Annotated in this window: 15 protein-coding genes and 7 pseudogenes; 9 read left to right on the top strand and 13 right to left on the bottom strand. The window is 67.6% G+C overall.

The window, feature by feature from the left end:
* Positions 1 to 14: 14 nt before the first annotated feature.
* Positions 15 to 999, bottom strand: a pseudogene (locus tag AC3IYI_RS00085) (NADPH:quinone reductase).
* Positions 1000 to 1019: 20 nt separating this feature from the next.
* A complete protein-coding gene (locus AC3IYI_RS00090) occupies positions 1020 to 1598 on the bottom strand; it encodes a PadR family transcriptional regulator (protein ID WP_489408229.1) in 579 nt (192 codons plus the stop codon).
* A 126-nt stretch (positions 1599 to 1724) separates the two neighbouring features.
* Between AC3IYI_RS00090 and AC3IYI_RS00095 the strand changes: the two genes are divergently transcribed.
* From AC3IYI_RS00095 to AC3IYI_RS00105, 3 genes are all read left to right on the top strand, one after another.
* Positions 1725 to 2117, top strand: coding sequence for an ester cyclase (locus AC3IYI_RS00095; protein ID WP_489408230.1), 393 nt, complete (start codon positions 1725 to 1727; stop codon positions 2115 to 2117).
* Between the two features lie 183 nt (positions 2118 to 2300).
* Entirely contained in the window at positions 2301 to 2642 is a 342-nt protein-coding gene (locus tag AC3IYI_RS00100; protein ID WP_489408231.1) for a hypothetical protein, read from the top strand.
* Between the two features lie 258 nt (positions 2643 to 2900).
* Entirely contained in the window at positions 2901 to 3278 is a 378-nt protein-coding gene (locus AC3IYI_RS00105) for a hypothetical protein (RefSeq protein WP_489411913.1), read from the top strand.
* Between the two features lie 55 nt (positions 3279 to 3333).
* Here AC3IYI_RS00105 and AC3IYI_RS00110 read toward each other — a convergent pair.
* The 3 genes and pseudogenes from AC3IYI_RS00110 to AC3IYI_RS00120 all read right to left on the bottom strand — a co-directional run.
* A pseudogene (locus AC3IYI_RS00110) lies at positions 3334 to 3417 on the bottom strand (DUF6368 family protein); the annotation flags it as partial.
* A gap of 34 nt (positions 3418 to 3451) precedes the next feature.
* Positions 3452 to 3718: pseudogene (locus tag AC3IYI_RS00115) on the bottom strand (DUF6368 family protein); the annotation flags it as partial.
* Positions 3719 to 4035: 317 nt separating this feature from the next.
* Entirely contained in the window at positions 4036 to 4767 is a 732-nt protein-coding gene (locus tag AC3IYI_RS00120; protein WP_489408232.1) for an SDR family oxidoreductase, read from the bottom strand.
* Positions 4768 to 4862: 95 nt separating this feature from the next.
* Here AC3IYI_RS00120 and AC3IYI_RS00125 point away from each other — a divergent pair, with 95 nt between their 5' ends.
* Positions 4863 to 5711: a LysR family transcriptional regulator gene (locus AC3IYI_RS00125; protein ID WP_489408233.1), complete on the top strand. Its 849-nt coding sequence runs from the start codon at positions 4863 to 4865 to the stop codon at positions 5709 to 5711.
* A gap of 289 nt (positions 5712 to 6000) precedes the next feature.
* Here AC3IYI_RS00125 and AC3IYI_RS00130 read toward each other — a convergent pair whose 3' ends face one another.
* Positions 6001 to 6735 (bottom strand): dienelactone hydrolase family protein, encoded by a 735-nt coding sequence (locus tag AC3IYI_RS00130; RefSeq protein WP_489408234.1) that lies wholly within the window; start codon positions 6733 to 6735, stop codon positions 6001 to 6003.
* A 592-nt stretch (positions 6736 to 7327) separates the two neighbouring features.
* Between AC3IYI_RS00130 and AC3IYI_RS00135 the strand changes: the two are divergent.
* From AC3IYI_RS00135 to AC3IYI_RS00145, 3 genes and pseudogenes are all read left to right on the top strand, one after another.
* A pseudogene (locus AC3IYI_RS00135) lies at positions 7328 to 7465 on the top strand (hypothetical protein); the annotation flags it as partial.
* 864 nt (positions 7466 to 8329) lie between these two features.
* Positions 8330 to 9505, top strand: coding sequence for a hypothetical protein (locus tag AC3IYI_RS00140; protein ID WP_489408235.1), 1176 nt, complete (start codon positions 8330 to 8332; stop codon positions 9503 to 9505).
* 88 nt (positions 9506 to 9593) lie between these two features.
* Positions 9594 to 10375, top strand: a pseudogene (locus tag AC3IYI_RS00145) (IS5 family transposase).
* A 943-nt stretch (positions 10376 to 11318) separates the two neighbouring features.
* Here AC3IYI_RS00145 and AC3IYI_RS00150 read toward each other — a convergent pair.
* Positions 11319 to 12101, bottom strand: coding sequence for a phosphotransferase (locus AC3IYI_RS00150; RefSeq protein WP_489408236.1), 783 nt, complete (start codon positions 12099 to 12101; stop codon positions 11319 to 11321).
* A gap of 71 nt (positions 12102 to 12172) precedes the next feature.
* On the opposite strand from AC3IYI_RS00150, the pseudogene AC3IYI_RS00155 reads away from it, so the two are divergent.
* Positions 12173 to 12229 (top strand): annotated as a pseudogene (locus AC3IYI_RS00155) (hypothetical protein); the annotation flags it as partial.
* 270 nt (positions 12230 to 12499) lie between these two features.
* Here the strand turns inward: AC3IYI_RS00155 and AC3IYI_RS00160 are convergent.
* The 5 genes and pseudogenes from AC3IYI_RS00160 to AC3IYI_RS00180 all read right to left on the bottom strand — a co-directional run bounded on the left by AC3IYI_RS00160 (position 12500) and on the right by AC3IYI_RS00180 (position 15731).
* Positions 12500 to 12757: an SUKH-3 domain-containing protein gene (locus AC3IYI_RS00160; protein ID WP_489408237.1), complete on the bottom strand. Its 258-nt coding sequence runs from the start codon at positions 12755 to 12757 to the stop codon at positions 12500 to 12502.
* Positions 12758 to 12809: 52 nt separating this feature from the next.
* A pseudogene (locus AC3IYI_RS00165) lies at positions 12810 to 12977 on the bottom strand (SUKH-3 domain-containing protein); the annotation flags it as partial.
* 88 nt (positions 12978 to 13065) lie between these two features.
* The gene (locus tag AC3IYI_RS00170) at positions 13066 to 13932 is read right to left on the bottom strand and encodes a hypothetical protein (protein ID WP_489408238.1); all 867 of its coding nucleotides are present in this window, start codon (positions 13930 to 13932) and stop codon (positions 13066 to 13068) included.
* Between the two features lie 330 nt (positions 13933 to 14262).
* Positions 14263 to 15294, bottom strand: coding sequence for a hypothetical protein (locus AC3IYI_RS00175; RefSeq protein WP_489408239.1), 1032 nt, complete (start codon positions 15292 to 15294; stop codon positions 14263 to 14265).
* A 149-nt stretch (positions 15295 to 15443) separates the two neighbouring features.
* Positions 15444 to 15731 (bottom strand): hypothetical protein, encoded by a 288-nt coding sequence (locus AC3IYI_RS00180; protein ID WP_489408240.1) that lies wholly within the window; start codon positions 15729 to 15731, stop codon positions 15444 to 15446.
* Positions 15732 to 15824: 93 nt separating this feature from the next.
* On the opposite strand from AC3IYI_RS00180, the gene AC3IYI_RS00185 reads away from it, so the two are divergent.
* Complete coding sequence (locus AC3IYI_RS00185; RefSeq protein ID WP_489408241.1) at positions 15825 to 16874, top strand: helix-turn-helix transcriptional regulator; 1050 nt, start codon at positions 15825 to 15827, stop codon at positions 16872 to 16874.
* Between the two features lie 516 nt (positions 16875 to 17390).
* Here AC3IYI_RS00185 and AC3IYI_RS00190 read toward each other — a convergent pair.
* Positions 17391 to 17876 (bottom strand): lamin tail domain-containing protein, encoded by a 486-nt coding sequence (locus AC3IYI_RS00190; protein WP_489408242.1) that lies wholly within the window; start codon positions 17874 to 17876, stop codon positions 17391 to 17393.
* Positions 17877 to 18059: the final 183 nt, after the last annotated feature.

The raw sequence follows: 18059 nt of genomic DNA on the forward strand, positions 1-18059 counted from the left end.
GCTCCGAGTCCGCGCTAGAGGGGGATGGTGAGCAGGATGCGGCCGTGGCCACCGCCGGCGTCGACGTGGTCGTGGGCCTTGGCGATGTCGTCCAGCGGGTGACGGTCGGCGACGGCGACTGTGAGGGCGCCGACGGCGGCGGCGGAGGTGAGGTCGCGGGCGGCCTGGCGCTTGGCCTCGGCGGGGAAGTCGTCGCTGCCGAGCAGTCGCAGGGTGACGTTGTTGAACAGCAGCGGCCAGAAGGGGATCTCGGTGCGGTCCGTGCGGGTGGCGTAGGCGGCGATGACGGCGTTGTTGGCGGCGACGGCGTTGTCGAGATCGGCGTTGTCGGACAGCGCGACCTCGATGATCCGGTCGACCCCCCCGTGGCGCGTACGAGCGGATGGCCGCGGCGGGGTCGCCGGTATCCAGGGCGATGGCGTGGGAGACGACGGCCGGGTCGACGTGGTCGAGGTCCGCGGTGCGGCGGACGGTGGCGAGAACGGTGGCGCCGGACCAGTGGGCGAGCTGGGCGGCGAGGGAGCCGACGCCGCCGAGGACTCCGTGGACCAGGACCAGTCGGCCGTCGACCGGGCCGTCGGCGAAGACGGTGCGGTGGGCGGTGATGCCGGGGATGCCGAGGCTCGCCCCCAGCTCATCAGTCAGATGGTCTGGCAGAGGTACGGCTTGGTGGTCGGGTACGACGGTGTACTGGGCAGCTGTGCCGAAGGGGCGGTAGGACTGGGCGCCGTATACCCAGACCCGCTGTCCGACGCGGCGGGCGTCGACTTGGGCGCCCACGGCGTCGATGACTCCGGCGGCGTCGCTGTGCGGGATCACCCGGGGATAGGGCATGGACGAGCCGAGCCAGCCGCGCCGTTTCTTGGTGTCGCCGGGGTTGACGCCCGAGACGGTGACACGGACGCGGACCTCGCCGGGGCCGGGGACGGGATCAGGGAGTTCACCGATGTGCAGGACATCCGTGGCGGGGCCTTGGTCGTCGTACCAGGAAGCAAGCATGGGGGTACCTCCGTGGACATTCAGCTCGCGGGAGCGGCGGGTGCGTGCGGTTCGCTGTCGGTGCATCCGGTGTCGAATGCGAGCGGTTCCTCCCCGAGGGTCTCGCGCAGCCAGGTCCGCTCCGCGCGACTGGTGGCGCGGGCGGTGAGCAGCATGCCCCGCCGGTAGGGGTCGGTGACCTCCTCGGCACGCAGGGGCCGCTCGTTGTCGTAGAAGAAGCTCGCCGGTTCTTCCAGGAACTCCAGCCGTCTGCGCAGCACCGCGTGCTGTTCGGTCACGTCGGGCAGGTGGGAGAGGAATGCCAGGACGATGTAGAACCGGGTGAAGTCGGTGATCTCGTGGTCGGCGGGCTTGCGCAGGCGCTGAAGCATTTCGGCGCGCCCGGCCGCGGTCAGGCTGAGCACGTACCGGGCCGCCCCGGCGGCCGGGTCGGCGCGCCGCTCGATCAAGCCCGCCTTGGTCAGACGATTGATCGCCGGATACAGGCTGCCGTCACTGACCGGCCGCGTGTAACCGGTCAGCTGTGAGACGCGGCGGCGCAGCTCGTGTCCGGGCAAGAGGGCCTCGGCGAGGAAGCCGAGTATTGCGAGTTCCAGCATGAGTCCATCTTCGCACGCGAACATCGAATCGATGTGAACATCGATTCGATGTTAGGCTCGTAGGTACCCGCCCAAACGTTTCTGGAGAGGCACAGCAAGATGCCATTGCAGTCCACCGAGTCAGTGATGAACCGTTTCGTCGAGTTCATCAACACGGGCAACGAGGATCTCGCCCGCGAGGTCATTTCTCCGGACGCGGTGTTCCACGCGCCAAGCCACCCGGAACCACTGCGGGGGCCCGATGGGTACTTGGAAGTCATAGGGATGATGCGCAGCGCCTTCCCCGACATTCAGTGGACGCTGGAGGAGACGGTCACCGAAGGCGACACCGTGGCCGCGCGGTTCACGATGCGGGGAACCCACGACGGTGAATTCTTCGGGATCCCGGCGAGCGGCAACAAGATCTCGGTGCAGGCCATGAACTTCTACTACCTGGCCGACGGCCGGATCGTCGGCGAACGGGGCCAGCCCGACCTCCTCGGGGTGATGCAGCAGATCGGCGCCCTACCGGCGCCGTGAACCTCGTAGCGCCTGGTGAGCCTTCTGCCGCGCGGGATTGCCTCTGCCGAGAGAGGCCCGTAGGCGCGGGTTCACCGCAAGAGGCCGGTCTCCTTCTTGATCCGGCGTCTTCGCGCAGACAGCGCTCGCTGCGGCAGAGCTGTACGCCTTGTCACCGCTAACGCGACCGGGCCGGGTGTGGGAGTGCTCGCCCCTGCGGGCGAATACTGCAACCCTCGAATACCGACACTCCACCAGTGGCATTCGCAGAACGTCGACGCCGAGGTGATCGGGTACACCGGCACCTTGGCCCGGCCCCATCACCTTGTCGTCGCTCTTCCCGACGGCCGGGTCGCTCGCTCCCAACGGCTCACCGCGCTGCTGGCCGGGCAGATCGCCGCCTTCCTGCAGGACGCGGATGGGGGAGGAACGGGCCGGACCGAGGCCGGGGAGACGTACCGGAAGGCGACCGGCGCCATGGTGGTGGAGGTCGCGGCGGGGACTACCCGGCACGCCGTGGTCACGGTCGTAGGGCTCCACGGCTGAGGGCGGGACGAGCGTGAGATGCCCCGGCCTGGCGGAACGGCAGCCATGCAAGGAGTCGCGGCGGTAGAACTCTTGTCCGATGCGACAACCCGACACGGCTGGCTGTGACGGCGTCGGCGAGGAGAGAAGACGTCCGTGGAGCACTACCCGAACCCGGTGAAGGGGATCCGATGCGCCTGACGTCCGTGTCCGATCTGCTCGCGCCGGCCACCGTTCTGGAGTTCTCCGACGACGTGCGCGTGGTGGACATCGGGCCGCTTGCAGATCTTCCTGGCGGCTCGTCTCGGCGAACTCGCCGCTGCACAGGCCCCCGACAGTCATGCTCGCTGGGCCGCCGACAGGCTGGCCTCCGTCACGGACGCCGCCTGCCGCGACCTTGAGGACGCGCTGGTCCTCTGGCAGAACATCCTGACCGAGGGCCGGACACAGGAACCTGGGGTGGTACAGGCGCTGCGCGATGATCTCGGCTTCGACTGGAACAGGCTCGTTGAGACTGCGGCGCGCTTCGCAGCGCACCCGCGGTATCGGCCGCGCTGGCGTCCGCTGCGCTACGTGTCCGTGGAGCACGCCGAGTACGTGGAGTTGTCCGACGGCATGCAGCACGGCGGCTTGGACGGGGACGGAGCCCACCCGTGAGCTCGGGCCAGTTCCTTACGGAAGCGTCTCCGAAGTTGGGCGTGCTGGAACGACTACTCAAGAGGCCGTCGAAGTCGACTAGGGCATTGAGACGGCGGGCGAGAGCGAGCGCCAAGTGGCCGAGCAACACGTGGTTCACCGAGCCCGAGCAGCCGGCCGCCGACTACCAGCCCCTGCACCGGCGGACGCGAGAAGGCTGAGTAGTCCTCGTCCTCGGCAGGCATCTCCTCATCCTCTGACAGGAAGAACACCCCGACACCGACCGGATCGAAGGCCCGCAGGCCCAGAGCCGTACCGTCTCGCACCCAGAAATCCACATCGCCGCTGGCCTTGGTCTCCACCGGGTCGCAGAAGGTCTCCAACCACGGGACCGCGTCAGACAGGATGTCCGCGAACCCGCGTGGCTCGAAGAGCCACAGTCCAACCGCCGGTCCCGACATACAGCCCCCAGGGCCTCGTGGCCCAGGTGCCACCGGGACCCGGTTCTACCAGCTTCCGGCGGCGGACGCCTGATCATTTTGGGGCACAGCCCAAGCTCACCTGTCACGGCTCATGTGACGGGACGCGGTAGTTGGAACCATGAGGGTGTGGCGACCTTGCGATTCGGACCCCGCAGGTCACGCTTGTTGGAACCACATGGTCACACTGCTTGCAACCTGCGGTGAATTGCCATTCATGTTGGAACCCGCGTCGATACACCGGTTCGAGACGCGCGGGCGAAGCCGCCTCACCCGGCGGCTGATGACCGCCGTGAACATCACCAGGGCACTACGCCAGCGTCTTCGAAGAACTTGCCGGTCGGGCCGTCGTCCGGCAGGGTCGCGAGTTTGATGGCGATCGCCGCGCCCTGTTCGGGGGTACGCACGCCGCGGAAGCCGTTGAGGTCGGTCGCGACATAGCCGGGGCAGCCGGCATTGATCAGGATGTTCGTGCCGCTCAGCTCCCGGGCGTACTGGAGGGTGACGGCGTTCAGGAAGGTCTTCGACGGCGAGTACGCCACGGCCACCGGACCCGACGCCTGCTCAACAGCGGGTCCTGACTGGCGGGCGAGGGAGCCGACACTGCTGGACATGTTCACGATCCGCGGTGAGGCAGAGCGGCGCAGCAGCGGCATCATCGCGTTGGTGACGCGGATGACGCCGATCACGTTAGTCTCCACGACCGTCCGGATGGTGGCGGGATCGACCCGGGTGGGCTCCTGTGGCATGCCGCCGGCGATTCCGGCGTTGTTGACGAGCACGTCGAGGCGCCCCGCCTGTTCCTCAATCAGCTGTGCGGCGGCGGTGGCGCTCGCGTCGTCGGTCACGTCCAGTGGTACGCCGAACGCGTCGACGCCGGCCGCACGCAGTTGTTCCACCGCTGCCTCACGGCGCTGATCGTCTCGGGCGCCGACGCCGACGCTCCAGCCGAGGGCGCCCAGGCCCATGACGATCTCGTAGCCGATTCCCTTGTTCGCGCCGGTGACCAGCGCAATCGTTCGTTCGCTCATGGGGACCATGCTGCTCTTGGACCCCGGCGGGGGTCCAAGACCGATCGGGCAGGCAGCGATACCGTCAGGGTATTGATACGGAGTACCGTGGCGGCATGGAGACCCGGGAACTGCGGTATTTCGTCGCTGTCGCTGAGGAGCTGCACTTCGGGCGCGCAGCGCAACGGCTCGGGATCGCGCAGCCGCCTCTGTCACGGGCGATCCAGCAGCTCGAACGCCGGCTCGGGGCAGCCCTGCTGGATCGGACCAGCCGCAGCGTCGCGCTGACCGCGGCCGGCTCGGTGCTGTTGGCCGAGGGCCGGGCGGCCCTCGACGCGGTCGACGCCGCCGAGCGCCGGACCCGCCGCGCAGGCCTTTCCGCGACCGGCCGTCCCGGCCTGGCCCTGGTCACGAAGGCCAGCGCGTCCAGAGAACTGCTGGCGAAACTGCTCGACGCGTACGCCGCCGAACCCGACGCGGTCCCCGTCGACGTCATTTTGTGCGGCCCTGCCGAGCAGCAACGACTCCTGCGCGAGGGCCGGGCCGACGTGGCGCTGCTGCACCGGCCGTTCGACTCGACAGCCGGGTTCCACACCGAAGAACTCAGCACGGAGAGCCAGGTTGTGGTCCTGCCGGCCGGGCACCCGCTCGCCGTCCGCGCCCATGTACACATGGCCGACATCACCGCCCTGCCTGGCCTACCCCTGCCACGCTGGCCCGACTCCGACGGCACCTACCCGCCCGGCCCCGGCCCGCAAGTCCGCGACCAAGCACAGTTGCTGCAGCTCGTCGCGCTCGGCCGAGCGTGCGCGGTCGCACCGGAGTCGTGCCGAGCCCAGCTGCACGATGACCTCGCCACCGTGCCCGTGCTGGACGCGCCAGCAGTTACCACCGTCATTGCCTGGCCCCCGCACAGCCGGTCCAGAGCAGTCGCCGACCTTGTCCGGACTGCGACACGTCTCTAGTAGTTCCAACATGCCTGGCCGGGTTCCACCTATCTTGTCCCGTGTCCTGTCTCAGCGCATCTGGCAGATGATGGGCCTCCGACCTGCAGAGTTGCCATGTCGTTTGAGAACGCTGATCGCTCAGGTTCTCAAACGGCACGGCTTTCGCGGAAGTCGCGCTCGCGGTAGAGGTAGAAACGCCGGTAAAGGTGGCCAGGCGGGCCACGGCCATGCAGAGATCGGTGTGGCCCGCCGCCGCCGTCTGTTGGTCGCAGCCGGGTACTTCAGGTTTGGTTTCCGATCCGGAGCCTCAGCTGTTGGCCAGTGCGCGGTCGAGAAGGGGGAGCAGGCGGTCCCAGTGGCGCTGTAGTCCGGCGGGGTTGAAGGCGTCGGTGTCGGACATGGTGAAGCCGTGGACGGTGCCGGGGTAGATCTCGGAGGTGTAGTCGGCCTTCGTGGCGTCCAGTGCCCGGTTGAGCTCGCCCAGGGCCTTGGTTGTCAGGTCGCTTTCGGCGTGGCCGAAGTGGACCTGGGCGGTGATCTCGGCGAGGGCGTCGGGCCCGTCCGCGCCCACGGGACCGTGGAATGCGGCGACGGCGGCCACCTTGCCGGGGTGGGCCGCTGCGGTGCGCATCGCCAGGAGGCCGCCTATGCAGTAGCCGGTCACCGCGACCGGCCCGGCGGCGACCTCGGGCTGGGTGGTGAGGAACCTGAGGTAGGTGTCGGCGTCACTCAGGACGCGTTCGGCGGTGTGCGCCTCGATCAACGGCATCAACTGGGCCATGATCGCGGGCCGGACCTCTTCTCCGATGTGCTCGGGAAGGTCGATCACCGGTGCCGGGCCGTGCCGGTAGAAGATGTTGGGGACAAGCACGTAGTACCCGTGCCCGGCCAGTTCGCGGGCCATCTCCCTCAGCACGGGCCGGATGCCGAAGCCGTCCGCGTACATCAGTACACCTGGGTGCTGCTCGCCGTTGTCGGGGAAGGCGGCGAAGGCGTCGGCCTGACCGTCCGTGGTGGGAATCTGCAGCGTCTTGATGGGCATGAATTCTCCTGTCGTGGTTGATGTGTAGAGCCTGTGATCAACACGACGGAGGCGGAGCCCGCGCAGCAGCGCAAGATTCTCGATCGAACAGCGGGCCCGCACCGGCCCGTACGGCGCTCAGAAGAGCGCCGGGTCACCAATCCGTGTGTGGCGCAATGCCGTCCCGGTAGTCATGGCCGCAGAGCATAGCCCACCGGGCAAAAGCCGACGTCAGCACCCCAGTCCACAGTGCGGTTCACGAGGATGATGTCGGCCAACGCCTCGGATCCTGATCCCGGGTCGTCACGAAGTCCAGCAGCGGACGCCGCCGACGCCCACGGGCAGCGTCCACGTACGACAACTCGACGCACGGCCCACCCACTCCACTCCGGCCGCGATGCACCGAGAACCCGACACATCGCTTGAGACTTCGTGAGAATCCGCCAGCTTCAATGCGACAGGATATCCCGGCTCAGCTCACCCAATGACCACCAGGGCGGTTGGTGACAACTGCAGCGTTCAAGTGACATCTATCGCGTTCCGTCACAGCAGCGCGATCCGGCCCACGGGTGTCGCCTTGGCTCCCCAATCGAACATGTGAGCTACTGAGGGGATGGCTCCGCTTTTCCCGCACGACCTGATCCGCCTCCAGTACGAGTGGATCCGCGCCTACAAGGCGCTCGCCCTGCTCACCCCCACGCAGGGCGCCACCGACCTGCGCCGCCGGCTCATCGACCTGTCCAGGGCGGTGGCTTCCCACCCCTACTGGGCCACCTCCGGGTGCTCGTCCGCCATGCGCGCCGAGCTGGTGCGCCGGGCCCGCGCGTCCGGCTGGTCGGGCGCCCGGGCGTCAGTCATGGCCGGGTCCTTCGGTCGCGGTCGAGGTCAAGGGCCAGAGGGACGGGACCGGTGGGGCGGTGCCGCAGCCGTCGCCCTGGACTGCCCGGCCGGGCTTGGAGCCGATGGTGCCCAGCAGCTGCGTGAGGGCCGCGTGCTCGGCTCGCCGTTGCAGGAGCCAGACGTTGGTTCTCGGGCATCGGGCCGCCGTGCCGTACCTGGAATGCGGTGGTACTGCTGTTGATCAGGTCCTCGGTCTCGGCCAGCTGCCGCTCCAGCGCGGGCTGGTGGGAGGCGTCGGTGACGAAGACAGAGCAAGCCAGGCAGGCATTTCCCTTGCCACAGGTCTGCAGGGCGGCAGCAGGCACCAGCCGTGGGGCAGGAACCGGTCAGCCGGTTGAACAGATGAAGACTTTCGTGGTCGTCGCGGGAGAAGAGCCTGCCGGCGCAGCAGCTTGGTCGACCCGTGGCAGTCATGATCGACAGTGCTGCGCAGCAGGGGCGGGGCAGGGGCGGGGGCAGCCGTCCTGTCCTGGCTGACGCCCGGCTGGTGCCACGGCCGCACCTGTTCGCGCTGGGTTCCGCCGCGGCGGTCAGCGGGCGGATCGGTTGCTCGCGTACCTGTGGCGGTAGCGGGTCCAGGCAGGGGGAGGGTGGAGGGCAGGGGGAAGCAACCCACAACATGCGCCCGGTGTGTCCAGAAAAGGATGGATGTTGGGCTGATGTAAACAGTGATCGGATCGCCCCCCCGGCGTCTCCCCGAAGAAGGAGTCAGACGATGAGGCCACTGCGCCGCCCCCGCCAGGCCGCTACCTTGCTCGCCGCGCCCGCGTTCGCTCTCACTTTCGGTGGCCTGGTCGCCACCCCCGCTCACGCCGCCACCATCGACGTCATCTGCTCCCCCGCTGCCCTTATCCAGGCCATCACCACCGCCAACAGCACCCCCACCACCTCCGACACCCTCAACCTCGCCCGCGGCTGCACCTACACCTACACCGAGCAGACCGCCGGCCCCGGCCAGGCCGCGCTCCCCCAGATCACCAGCCCCATCACCATCAACGGACGCAATGCGACCATCACCCGCGGCGACAACACCGACAACGAATTCCGCTTCTTCAATCTCCCCCCTACCACCCGCGGGAACCTGACTCTCCGAGACGTTGCCCTTACCAACGCCAAAGCTGGAGGAGGCGCCCAGGGCGGGGCCATCCAGCTGGGATTCGGCACCGTTGCCTCCCTCACCAACACCCGCCTCACCGGCAACACCTCCAGCAACGGAGGCGGCGCCATCAACAACAACAACGGAACCCTCCGCGTCGAAGGCTCCTACTTCAAAGGCAACAACACCGAAGCCGGCCACGGCGGTGCAATCCTCAGCAGCGGCACCACACGCGTAGACCTCAGCGTCTTCACCAACAACTCCACCGACCCCATCCACGGCGGCAACGGCGGAGCCATCTCACACACCAGCATCTCCGCACCCATCACCCTGACCGCGAGCATCCTCACCGGCAACGAAACAAAAGGCCTGGGCGGCGCCCTCCACAACAACAGTTCCTCCGCCACCATCTCCGACAGCCAAATCCGCAGCAACGACGCCAGAACCGGCGGAGGCATCGCCAACTTCGGCACACTCACCATCAACATGCTCACCACCATCCGCGGCAACACCGCAAGCTTCTCCGGAGGCGGCATCTACAACTTCGGAACACTCAACACCCGCAACACCATCATCGACAGAAACGCAGTCACCCAAGGAACCGGCGCCGGCATCCACAACCAAGGCGACACAACCCTCAACGACTCCCGCATCACAAACAACACCGCAGCCCACGCCCCCGCCGGCCTCCACAACGAAGGCGGAAACACCACCCTCAACCACACCACCATCAAAAACAACAACCCCGGAAACTGCGATCCCTCAAACCCCACCGTCACCGCCTGCACTCAATAAGAGGGCCTAACAGAAGCTGTTGATCATGTGACTTTCGGTTCGGGTGGTCGTTGGTCTGGCCGTGGGGAAACGTCAGTCGCGGCCGTGGATCGTGTCGGATGAACTGTGGTCGCTCATCGAGCCGTTGCTGCTGCGTTGGGGCCGAAGCAGGTGGAGGGGTGCCCTCGGGTGCCGGACCGGCAGGCCCTCTGCGGGATCCTGTTCGTACTGCATACCGGGATCCAGTGGGAGTACCTGCCGCAGGAGCTGGGCTTCGGATCAGGCATGCCCTGCTGGCGGCGCCTGGCGGCATGGAACGACGCCGGCGTCTGGGACCAGCTGCACCTGGTGCTGCTGAAGAAGCTGCGGGTCGCGAAGAAGCTGGACTGGTCGAGGGCGGTGATCGACTCCTCCCACGTCCGGGCCGCTCGACGGGGCCCCGAAGCGCCCGGTCGACCGCGCACGTCCGGGCAGCAAGCACCACCTCATCGTCGACGGCCAGGGGATCCCGCTCGCCGTCTCGCTGACCGGCGGGAACCGCAACGACGTCACCCAGCTGATACCCCTGCTGAAGAAGATCCCATCGGTCGTCGGCCTGGTCGGACGGCCACGCAACCGACCCGACACCCTGCTCGGTGACCGCGGCTACGACCACGACAAATACCGCCGTCTCGTCTGGGCGCTGGGCGTCAAACCGGTGATCGCCCGCCGAGGTGTCCCACACGGCTCCGGCCTCGGTGTCTACCGGTGGGTCGAACAACGGACCATCGTCTGGCTCCACGGCTTCCGACGGCTACGAATCGGTGGGACCGACGCGACGACATCCACGAGGCCTTCCTCGGCCTCGCCACCTGCCTCATCACCCACCGCCACGTCCAACGCCTTTGTTAGGACCTCTAAGTGGCACATGTCTTGCGGTCAGCGCAATCGGGGTGGAAGTGCCATCGTCACCTCGCCAGCGGTGGTCTTGAGGGTGAGGGTGGTCTCGCCGCGGCCGCGCGATCGATCTTCTCAATTTCTGTCCAGGTGAACCCGAGGCGGCGGTACTTGTTCCGCTGCTTCGGGCGCATGTGCTGGATGTCTTCCTTCGAGGCCGTGGTCATCCCCGGATGCCATGACCTCGCCGAGCCACTAGTCATCTTGGGCACGGGAGCCTCCCCTCACCCAAATTGGCGGTGCGTTGTCTGCGTACTGCTCCCGGTCCCGAGGCACTAGCGGGGTGCTACTGGGAGGAATGAGCGCTCTGCTCTGTGTGCACCGCCAAGTACAGAGATGTATGCACCGCGGTAGCTCCCGCTCGGTGGCCTGCATCCGTCCCGTAACGTCAGTTCTCTCAGGTGTTGGAGAGCGATGGAGGGGGCCTCTTGGAAGAGAGCGAAGCACGGAGACTCGCGGAAGAGTTCGGCCGGACCCTGACCGACTGCTGGGACGAGTGGGCCTTCAAGCTTGACCTGTGGGCGACCCCGGCTGTCACGGGCATCTACGGCTTCACCTGGTATCCCACGGCGAAAGACGAGCAGGGAGGCCAGATCAGGATCGGGGGGAATTGGCCCATCCTCGTAGACCAGGACGCGGGGTCCTGCCGAATCGTGCAGGGGCCGAAAGAGATGGCCGCGCTCAGAGGTACGTCAGAGGTTCGCACTGCACGTTGGCGTGACGCCACCGCGGCCCGCACCCACGTAGGCCGAGGCCCCGTGGAACCCCTGGGGAATGTCGGCTGAGGACCGAGGGTTGAGGATTGGTCACGTGTACCACCGCGTGGGGTGTGACCGTGATGGTCGCATGGCTTCGGAAGGGACGTTCTCCGCTGGGGTCGGCCGGGATGAGCTGGTGCTCAGCAGCTGCCCGAACCACCGAGGAGGACCGCGCGTTCCGATCGGAGCCAGGATCGCTCGGCCACCATCTCGGCCGCATCGCCGCGGGCGAGAAATGTCACCCACGGCTCGCGGCCTCGTCGGCCGAGCCGTTCGATGCGCTCAGCCTCGCGGGACTGGACGGCATCCAGCGCATCGAGAACTGCTGCCGGCCGTGCCCCGTATGCGGCACAAAGGGCATCGAGGCGACTCCGCAGGGTGTGCTCACCGGCGATCGATGCTTTTCGCTGCTGCTCGGCCGGACGCAGCGGCACGGTGTACCAGGCGAGCTGCGCGAGGTCATCGAGGGCATGGCCGGGCGCTGCGAAGTCCCAGTCGATGAAGCCTGCCAGTCGGTCGCCATCCCAAATGGAGTTCCATGGGCCGAGGTCGCCGTGCCTAATGACCATGCCGGGCCTCCACTCGTCCTCCTGCCCCTGCCATCGCGCGTCGGCCGGCGGCTGGAAATCCCGGACAGCGTCGTGGTAGCCCCGCAACCAGCGCCCCAGCTCGCTGATTCCGATCCTCGACCGCAAAGCCGACGGCCAAGGCATGAACGCAGGCTCACCGTGGAGCAGTGACAACACCTCATCGGTGCCGTCGGTGCCAAGGGCTCGCGGTGCCTGAGTGAAGTCCACCGTTTCCAAGTGCGTCAGCAACGCATGCACCGCAGGCGTCCACTCGCCAACCGGCCGGCGGATCGTCTCGCCGATCCGGCGCACCGTCGTCACGCTCCCCTTGTCAGTGGCGCCGTCCTCGATCATTAGATCAGCGTATCCCTGCCACTCACGCCAGTGTTCTATCGATCAGAAACAGGGGGATCACCGCCACCTGGATGGTGGCGGGTGAGCACTTCCTGGAGCGCTTCCACCTGTTCGTGATTACCGCCCTCGGCGAGTCCATCCTGGTCACCATGACGGCCTTCAGCGACGGGCCCTTCACGGTCGGCCGGACAGCTGGTTCGCCATCGCCTTCACCGGATCGGTTTCACGGTGGTGGATCTACTTCGGCCTCGGCATCGACGCGGCCGTCGAGTCCGCGGCCGAGGCGGGAGAGGGCGGCGAGTTCTCAACCGGATCAAGAGGCTCAAACGGCAGATGTTCGGCCGAGCCGGGTTCCTGCTCCTCCGAAAGCGAGTATTGCTCTACAGGTGACCGACGCGTCAGGACGGCTGCCCCGCTGGCTCGTACCTCTCATCGATTTGGCCAGGAGCCACGCCGAGAACCAAGTTCTCCATGGCGTGAGGCATCGGTCCGAAGCTGGCAACCCAGCCCTCGACGAGATAGATCACGCCCACTTCATCGATGCCCAGGAAGAACCGGCCGTGGTCCAGCTCGCCGAGCGGGTAAAGATGGCGCCCGATAGCTCCGCCCCACTCCGTGAATCGGCCATCCTCGCCCCAGGCCAGCTCGGGGTCCATCCAGCTCGAACGGCATGCGTGCACAGCTGATCCCTGGTCCGCTGACGTTCACAGTCAAACCGCCGAACTCTTGCAGGAAGGCTTCCGCAGCGTCATGCATGGCAAGGCCGACTGCTTCGAACATGGAACGCCAGCGGGCCGTGTCTACCTTCCGTCCAGGCGCCCATCCCGACGCTTCCAACACCTCACACGTCGCCGTCTGTCTGTCGAAGCGACCCATTGCGGCGGCGATATCCCGGCCGGGCGGGGGGCGCGAGGAGTGCGTCGCGCGCCAGGCGCTCCGTGACGTCGGTATCGACCCCTACGCCTCAGGCTCGCTGGGCTCGTAGCCGATGGAGAGACTCTCGAACCAACAGACCGAGCAGTACCAGGTCCGGCCACAGCAGGAGCGGAGCGGTTCCGAGGGTGATCCAGAAACCCACGCTCTGCGGACCGGTGGACAGGCCGTTGATCGTCCAGCCCAGGAGGGCGGCTCGAACCGGCAAGTAGAACGCAATGAGCCAGCCTGCGGCGGCGGCAAAGCCCGTCAGCCACACCCAGCGGAACCATCGGCCGATCCGGACATCCTGCGGGGCGGCACGGGCCAGCTCGGTTGTTTCTGCCTGGCTGAGGCGTCCTAAGGCCCGCCGCAGCAGGAGGCTCTTGACGCGCCACAGGTTGCGGCAGCCGGTGGCCACGACGAGTACGGCATACAAGTCGGTGCGCAAGAACACCAGGCACTGCCAGGCCATACCGGCCGTGGTGACGAACACCATGGCGGCCAGAGTCCGGGCCAGGAGCTCGGGTGGTGACCACATCCCCGTCTCGGCGGCCAGCTCGGCGGTGAGAAGCATGGCCAAAGCAAGTGAGTCGATGGCCAGCCCGGCCAGCAAGGGCCCGTACCGGCGCCGGGCCGGCAACGTCCAGATCTGGGACAGATCCGTTTCGAAGACGAGGAAGTACCACCGCCGGTCGATACCGAATCGCGACGAAATACCCGCGGCCCGTCCCGCCAGCCAGTGCCAGCATTCGTGGAGCGCAATCCGGGCCGGTGCGAGGACGAGCAGCAGCAGCGCGACATCATCGAAGATGAACGCATCCTGAGGGCGGGGCCGCAGCTCAGGGCGCAGCAGCAGGCAGCCGATGCTGAAGGCGAACGCCGTCGCGTAGAGGGCCCAGGCGGGTTTGCCGAACAACGGGCGGGCCGTGGCCTGTTGCAGGCCATTTCTCCAACATCGTTGTTGGATCGGCGCGTGGCCGCCGGGAGTGCGGCGCTGTCGTGGTCGAGGAACCCGAGGGCACGCAGATCATCGAGGAGCGCCGGAACGTCCACCGGTTCCCCGGCGGAATGTTCGGCCTCGTCTGTGGCCTGGTCCAGGGTGGCTCCCCGCTGCAAGGCTCGGATCAGCACGCCGCCGACAGCGGGCATCGCCACGAACGTGCCGGTCTGGGCGTCTCCGACGATCACCTCCCGGCCATCGTCGACCACACTGACCCCCGCATCCGCACCGAGCGTGACACGGGGGTCATGGCCGGCCCGCCGGGATCGGACTCTGCCGGCCCGGTCGGCTGCGCAGCCGATGACCTGGATCGCTCCGCACAGGCAGTCCGTCGCGGAATCGCTGTTGTGCCGTGGGAGCGAGCACCGCCATGACGAAGATCAGCGCGAGGGGGGCAGCGTAGCTGCTTGACCGCTCTATGACCTCGAACGGCGCACCGCGCGCTCCGCTCGTCACGTAGAGCATCTCCGTCGCGAACTTCCAGGCGCAGACGAACAGGAGCAGGCCGGTCGTGGGCACGGCCGCCAGCACGAGCACGCCGAGCGCGATCTCGAACCAGCCCACGGCGTGACTCACGACGCCGGGGTCCTCCACCAGGGAGGTCAGGCCGGTCGACCGGTACTGCTCGGTGAGGACGGGCTTGTGGTCGAAGACTCCGTAGGCGCCGTGCCCGATCAGGAACGCGCCGGTGATCGCCCGCAGGCTCCAGGCGAACGACCGCGCCCGCTGCCGTGTCAGGTGAGGGATCGTACGGATCCTCTCGAACCACTCCCCGCGGGAAGTCCCCAGGCCGCAGAGCAGGAGCAGCACGAGAGGCACGCCGAAGTTGTAGGAGCGCTCCACGACCTCCCACCAAGACTCGCCGCTCAGGGGGCGCAGCATGGCGGTGAACAGTCCCCAGAACGCCATGTAGGCCAAGGGCGCACGCGTGGGGCGCAACAACACGAGAAGCCCGAGCGTGATGTCGACCATCCCGGTCAGGGGCATCAGCACCCAGGCCACCGACGACGGAATGCCGAACACGGCGTAATAGCCGAGCCAGGCCTCCTTTCCGATGATTCCGAAGGCTCCGTGCCCGATGAATTCAGCTGCGATCGCGATGCGCAGGATCCAGAGGACATTCCGCTCCGGAGGAGCGGCTTTGAGCGGCTGAACCCGGCGACGGGAGACGGCCAGGGCCGCCTGGACCCCCTGGGGTGCGATGCCTTCATTTCGGCGCTCCTTGCACCACTCTGAGCGGACCGGGGCGGGCGAGCCGGTCAAGTCGTCCCGGCCCACGTCCTCTCAACCGGACCACATGCCACCGCCAGTGGCCTTGACGGGCTCGATCTTGCGAACCTCGACCTTCTTGAGCTTCAGCTTCATGATCTTCATTTGGAGCACCCCCTCTCCCTGTCCGTGGTGACCAATACGTCGGGTCGGCCCGTTCACATCTCCTCGTCCGTTTCGAGGATCCGTGTCCGCGGTACCCCGGCAAGTGCGGGAGCGTTGTCGGGCGAGGCCCATATCCGGGTCTGGAGAAGACCGAGGAACCGTTCGGCCTGGTCCGCGGTATCGAAGTCGAGGCTGACGATCACGTACGCCGGGTCGGCCACTGGGCGCTGGACCCGGTGCCGCTGTACGCCCGCCTCCTTCCGCATGGGCGCGAACCGGTCGAACGCGCGCTTCCACACCGCGAAATCGGTGATCGGATGCTCGATGTGCAGTGTGCACATGCTGCCTCCCTGTTCTGATGCCTCCATGCTGGACAGCCGTCGGGGGCGCGGCACATCCCAGATATGTGGGGAATGCCGACATAAGCTCGGGCTATGGCCGACTCTGCCGCTTACACACGGTCACACGAGCGTGTCGTCCGCCTCTGCGAGGCCGGCGGTGACTCCCGTGACCTGCGTCTTCGGCTTCTCGACGAGCTGCGAGCAACGACAGGCTTCGACGCGTACGCGTTCCTGCTCACCGACCCTGAGACCTCGGTGGGCTGCTCACCGATCGCAGACGTCCCGGGCCTGCCCCTACACGAGCTGCCCCGACTGATCCGGCTCAAGTACCAGTCGCAGGTCAACCGCTGGACGTCACTGAAGGACGTAGCCTTGGCGAGCGGAGGCCAAGGACCCTCGCGCAGCTTGCTGTGGCGTGAACTGCTGTGCGACTACGGGGTGCGGGACATCGCCTCGATGGTGTTCAGGGACCGCTTCGGCTGCTGGGGTTTCCTCGACCTGTACCGGTACGACAGGGTCTTCACCCGCGCGGAGGCCTCGTACCTGGCCCGTCTCATCGAACCGGTGACCGCGGGGCTGCGCCGCAGCCAGGCCGGGACCTTCGTCGTACGGCCGCCCGACGCGTCACGCCCGGGCCCTCTGGTGCTGTTGCTCTCCCCTGACCTGCACGTATGCGGCCAGACTCCGGACACACACGCATACCTGACCGTGCTGGTGCCTCCCCAGCACGGCCGCCAGCCGGTCCCCGCGAGCGCCTACAACGTTGCCGCCCAGCTACTGGCCGTCGAGGCAGGAGTCGATACGAACCCCCCGCGCGCCCGGGTGCACCTGTCGGACGGCCTGTGGCTGACCTTGCGCGCTGCCAGGATCGGCGATGCGGATCCGCGGGACCGGCGAGACATCGCCGTCACCATCGAGGAGACTCCGCCGACCGAGCGGCTCGCCGTGTTCACCAAGGCGTTCGCGCTGAGCGCCCGTGAGGCGGAGCTGCTCGGCCATCTGGTAAAGGGCGGTGACAGCCACACGGTGGCCCGTCAGATGTTTCTCTCCGAACACACCGTGCAGGACCATCTCAAGTCGATCTTCGCCAAGACCTCGACGAACAACCGCAGAATGCTCCTCGCCCGCGCGCTCGGAGCCTGAGCCGCGACGCAGCGCGGAGGCAGGCCGCAGTACAGCGCGGCTCCGGGCGGCCCGCTGAGCGGGTCGCCGCCCTGCCCGCGGTTCGGGGGTTTCCTCCGGCGATGACGGTCTGAGTGGCGGGGCCACGGTGACGGAGCCGTTGTTGCCGGCCCGGCCGCGGCCCCCGTTTCCGCCTGCTCCGGCGGCGTCCTTGCCGCCGCTGGGGCTCCTGCCCGCATCGCCGCCGTTGCCACCATCACCGCCGGCGCCGCCGGTGATGGTGGCCCGGGTGCCCGTGGCCTTGACGTTCTTAATGTGGAAAGTCGCTCCGTGACCCTACCCCCGCGCCTACCCCGCACAGGCCGTCCGGCACTCCACTACCCCGAAGGCCCGGGGCGCTGGATCCGAAGTCGCGTGGCGAAGTTGGCGCCGGCCGTCGCGCATGGGTGTGGCGTGCCGCGGCTGGTTTGCCGTGGCACGCCGGTCGTGCGGTAGCTGACAGATCACCCGCTTTGTGGGTGTGGCTGCCTAGTGGGGTCAGTGGTCGTGGTGGCGTCCGTGGCGGCCCCAGGACTGGGTGTCAATGACGTTGCCGCGGTTGTCGCGGAGGGTGGCGGTGTCGCGCTCGTCCCAGATCTGGTGGCGGCGGTCCTGGTAGACGTCGCGGCGGCTGTCGCGGCCATGGCCGGTGTGGACCTTGACGCTGGAGCGGCCCTCCAGGCGGAAGTCGTTGAAGCGGTAGCGGTTGCCCTGCTTGTCGGTGAGGGTGAAGCCGCGCAGCTCCACGCTGTGGCGGCCGGCGTTCTTCACCTCGACCCATTCGCTGTTCAGGGCGCGGTTGTCGCGCCCGCGGCCGGCGTTCTCGACGTCACCGATGACGAGGGAGGAGTGCGGGCCGCGGTGGTCACGCCAATGGTCACGCCGGTGGTCATCGGCGGCTGCCGGCACCGCTGCGGCGCCGATCAGCGTGCCGGCGGCGAGGAGGCCGGCAAGGGTGCGGCGGGTGACGAGAGAAGCAGACATACGGAAGGCTCCTTCAACAGGCAATCCAGCCCGGCCTCGTGCAAGCCGGGCGGACTTCGAACAGTTCCCGGCGTCCTGCCGAGGAGCCACACACTGGACCCGAACCGCACCCGAAAGCCATGAAAACGACTGGTGTTGCCCAATGCGGACATTTCTGTAACCCTCCCCTGCACACGGCATCCG

It is taken from the genome of Streptomyces sp. GL_148 (assembly GCF_057834205.1).

What these genes read in the sequence shown, in the direction of transcription:
- AC3IYI_RS00190 (WP_489408242.1), bottom strand. Translation starts at nt 17,876, where the DNA reads ATGTCTGCTTCTCTCGTCACCCGCCGCACCCTTGCCGGCCTCCTCGCC.
- AC3IYI_RS00090 (WP_489408229.1), bottom strand. Translation starts at nt 1,598, where the DNA reads ATGCTGGAACTCGCAATACTCGGCTTCCTCGCCGAGGCCCTCTTGCCC.
- AC3IYI_RS00150 (WP_489408236.1), bottom strand. Translation starts at nt 12,101, where the DNA reads ATGATCGAGGACGGCGCCACTGACAAGGGGAGCGTGACGACGGTGCGC.
- AC3IYI_RS00180 (WP_489408240.1), bottom strand. Translation starts at nt 15,731, where the DNA reads ATGTGCACACTGCACATCGAGCATCCGATCACCGATTTCGCGGTGTGG.
- AC3IYI_RS00160 (WP_489408237.1), bottom strand. Translation starts at nt 12,757, where the DNA reads ATGGACCCCGAGCTGGCCTGGGGCGAGGATGGCCGATTCACGGAGTGG.
- AC3IYI_RS00185 (WP_489408241.1), top strand. Translation starts at nt 15,825, where the DNA reads ATGGCCGACTCTGCCGCTTACACACGGTCACACGAGCGTGTCGTCCGC.
- AC3IYI_RS00095 (WP_489408230.1), top strand. Translation starts at nt 1,725, where the DNA reads ATGAACCGTTTCGTCGAGTTCATCAACACGGGCAACGAGGATCTCGCC.
- AC3IYI_RS00130 (WP_489408234.1), bottom strand. Translation starts at nt 6,735, where the DNA reads ATGCCCATCAAGACGCTGCAGATTCCCACCACGGACGGTCAGGCCGAC.
- AC3IYI_RS00125 (WP_489408233.1), top strand. Translation starts at nt 4,863, where the DNA reads ATGGAGACCCGGGAACTGCGGTATTTCGTCGCTGTCGCTGAGGAGCTG.
- AC3IYI_RS00120 (WP_489408232.1), bottom strand. Translation starts at nt 4,767, where the DNA reads ATGAGCGAACGAACGATTGCGCTGGTCACCGGCGCGAACAAGGGAATC.
- AC3IYI_RS00140 (WP_489408235.1), top strand. Translation starts at nt 8,330, where the DNA reads ATGAGGCCACTGCGCCGCCCCCGCCAGGCCGCTACCTTGCTCGCCGCG.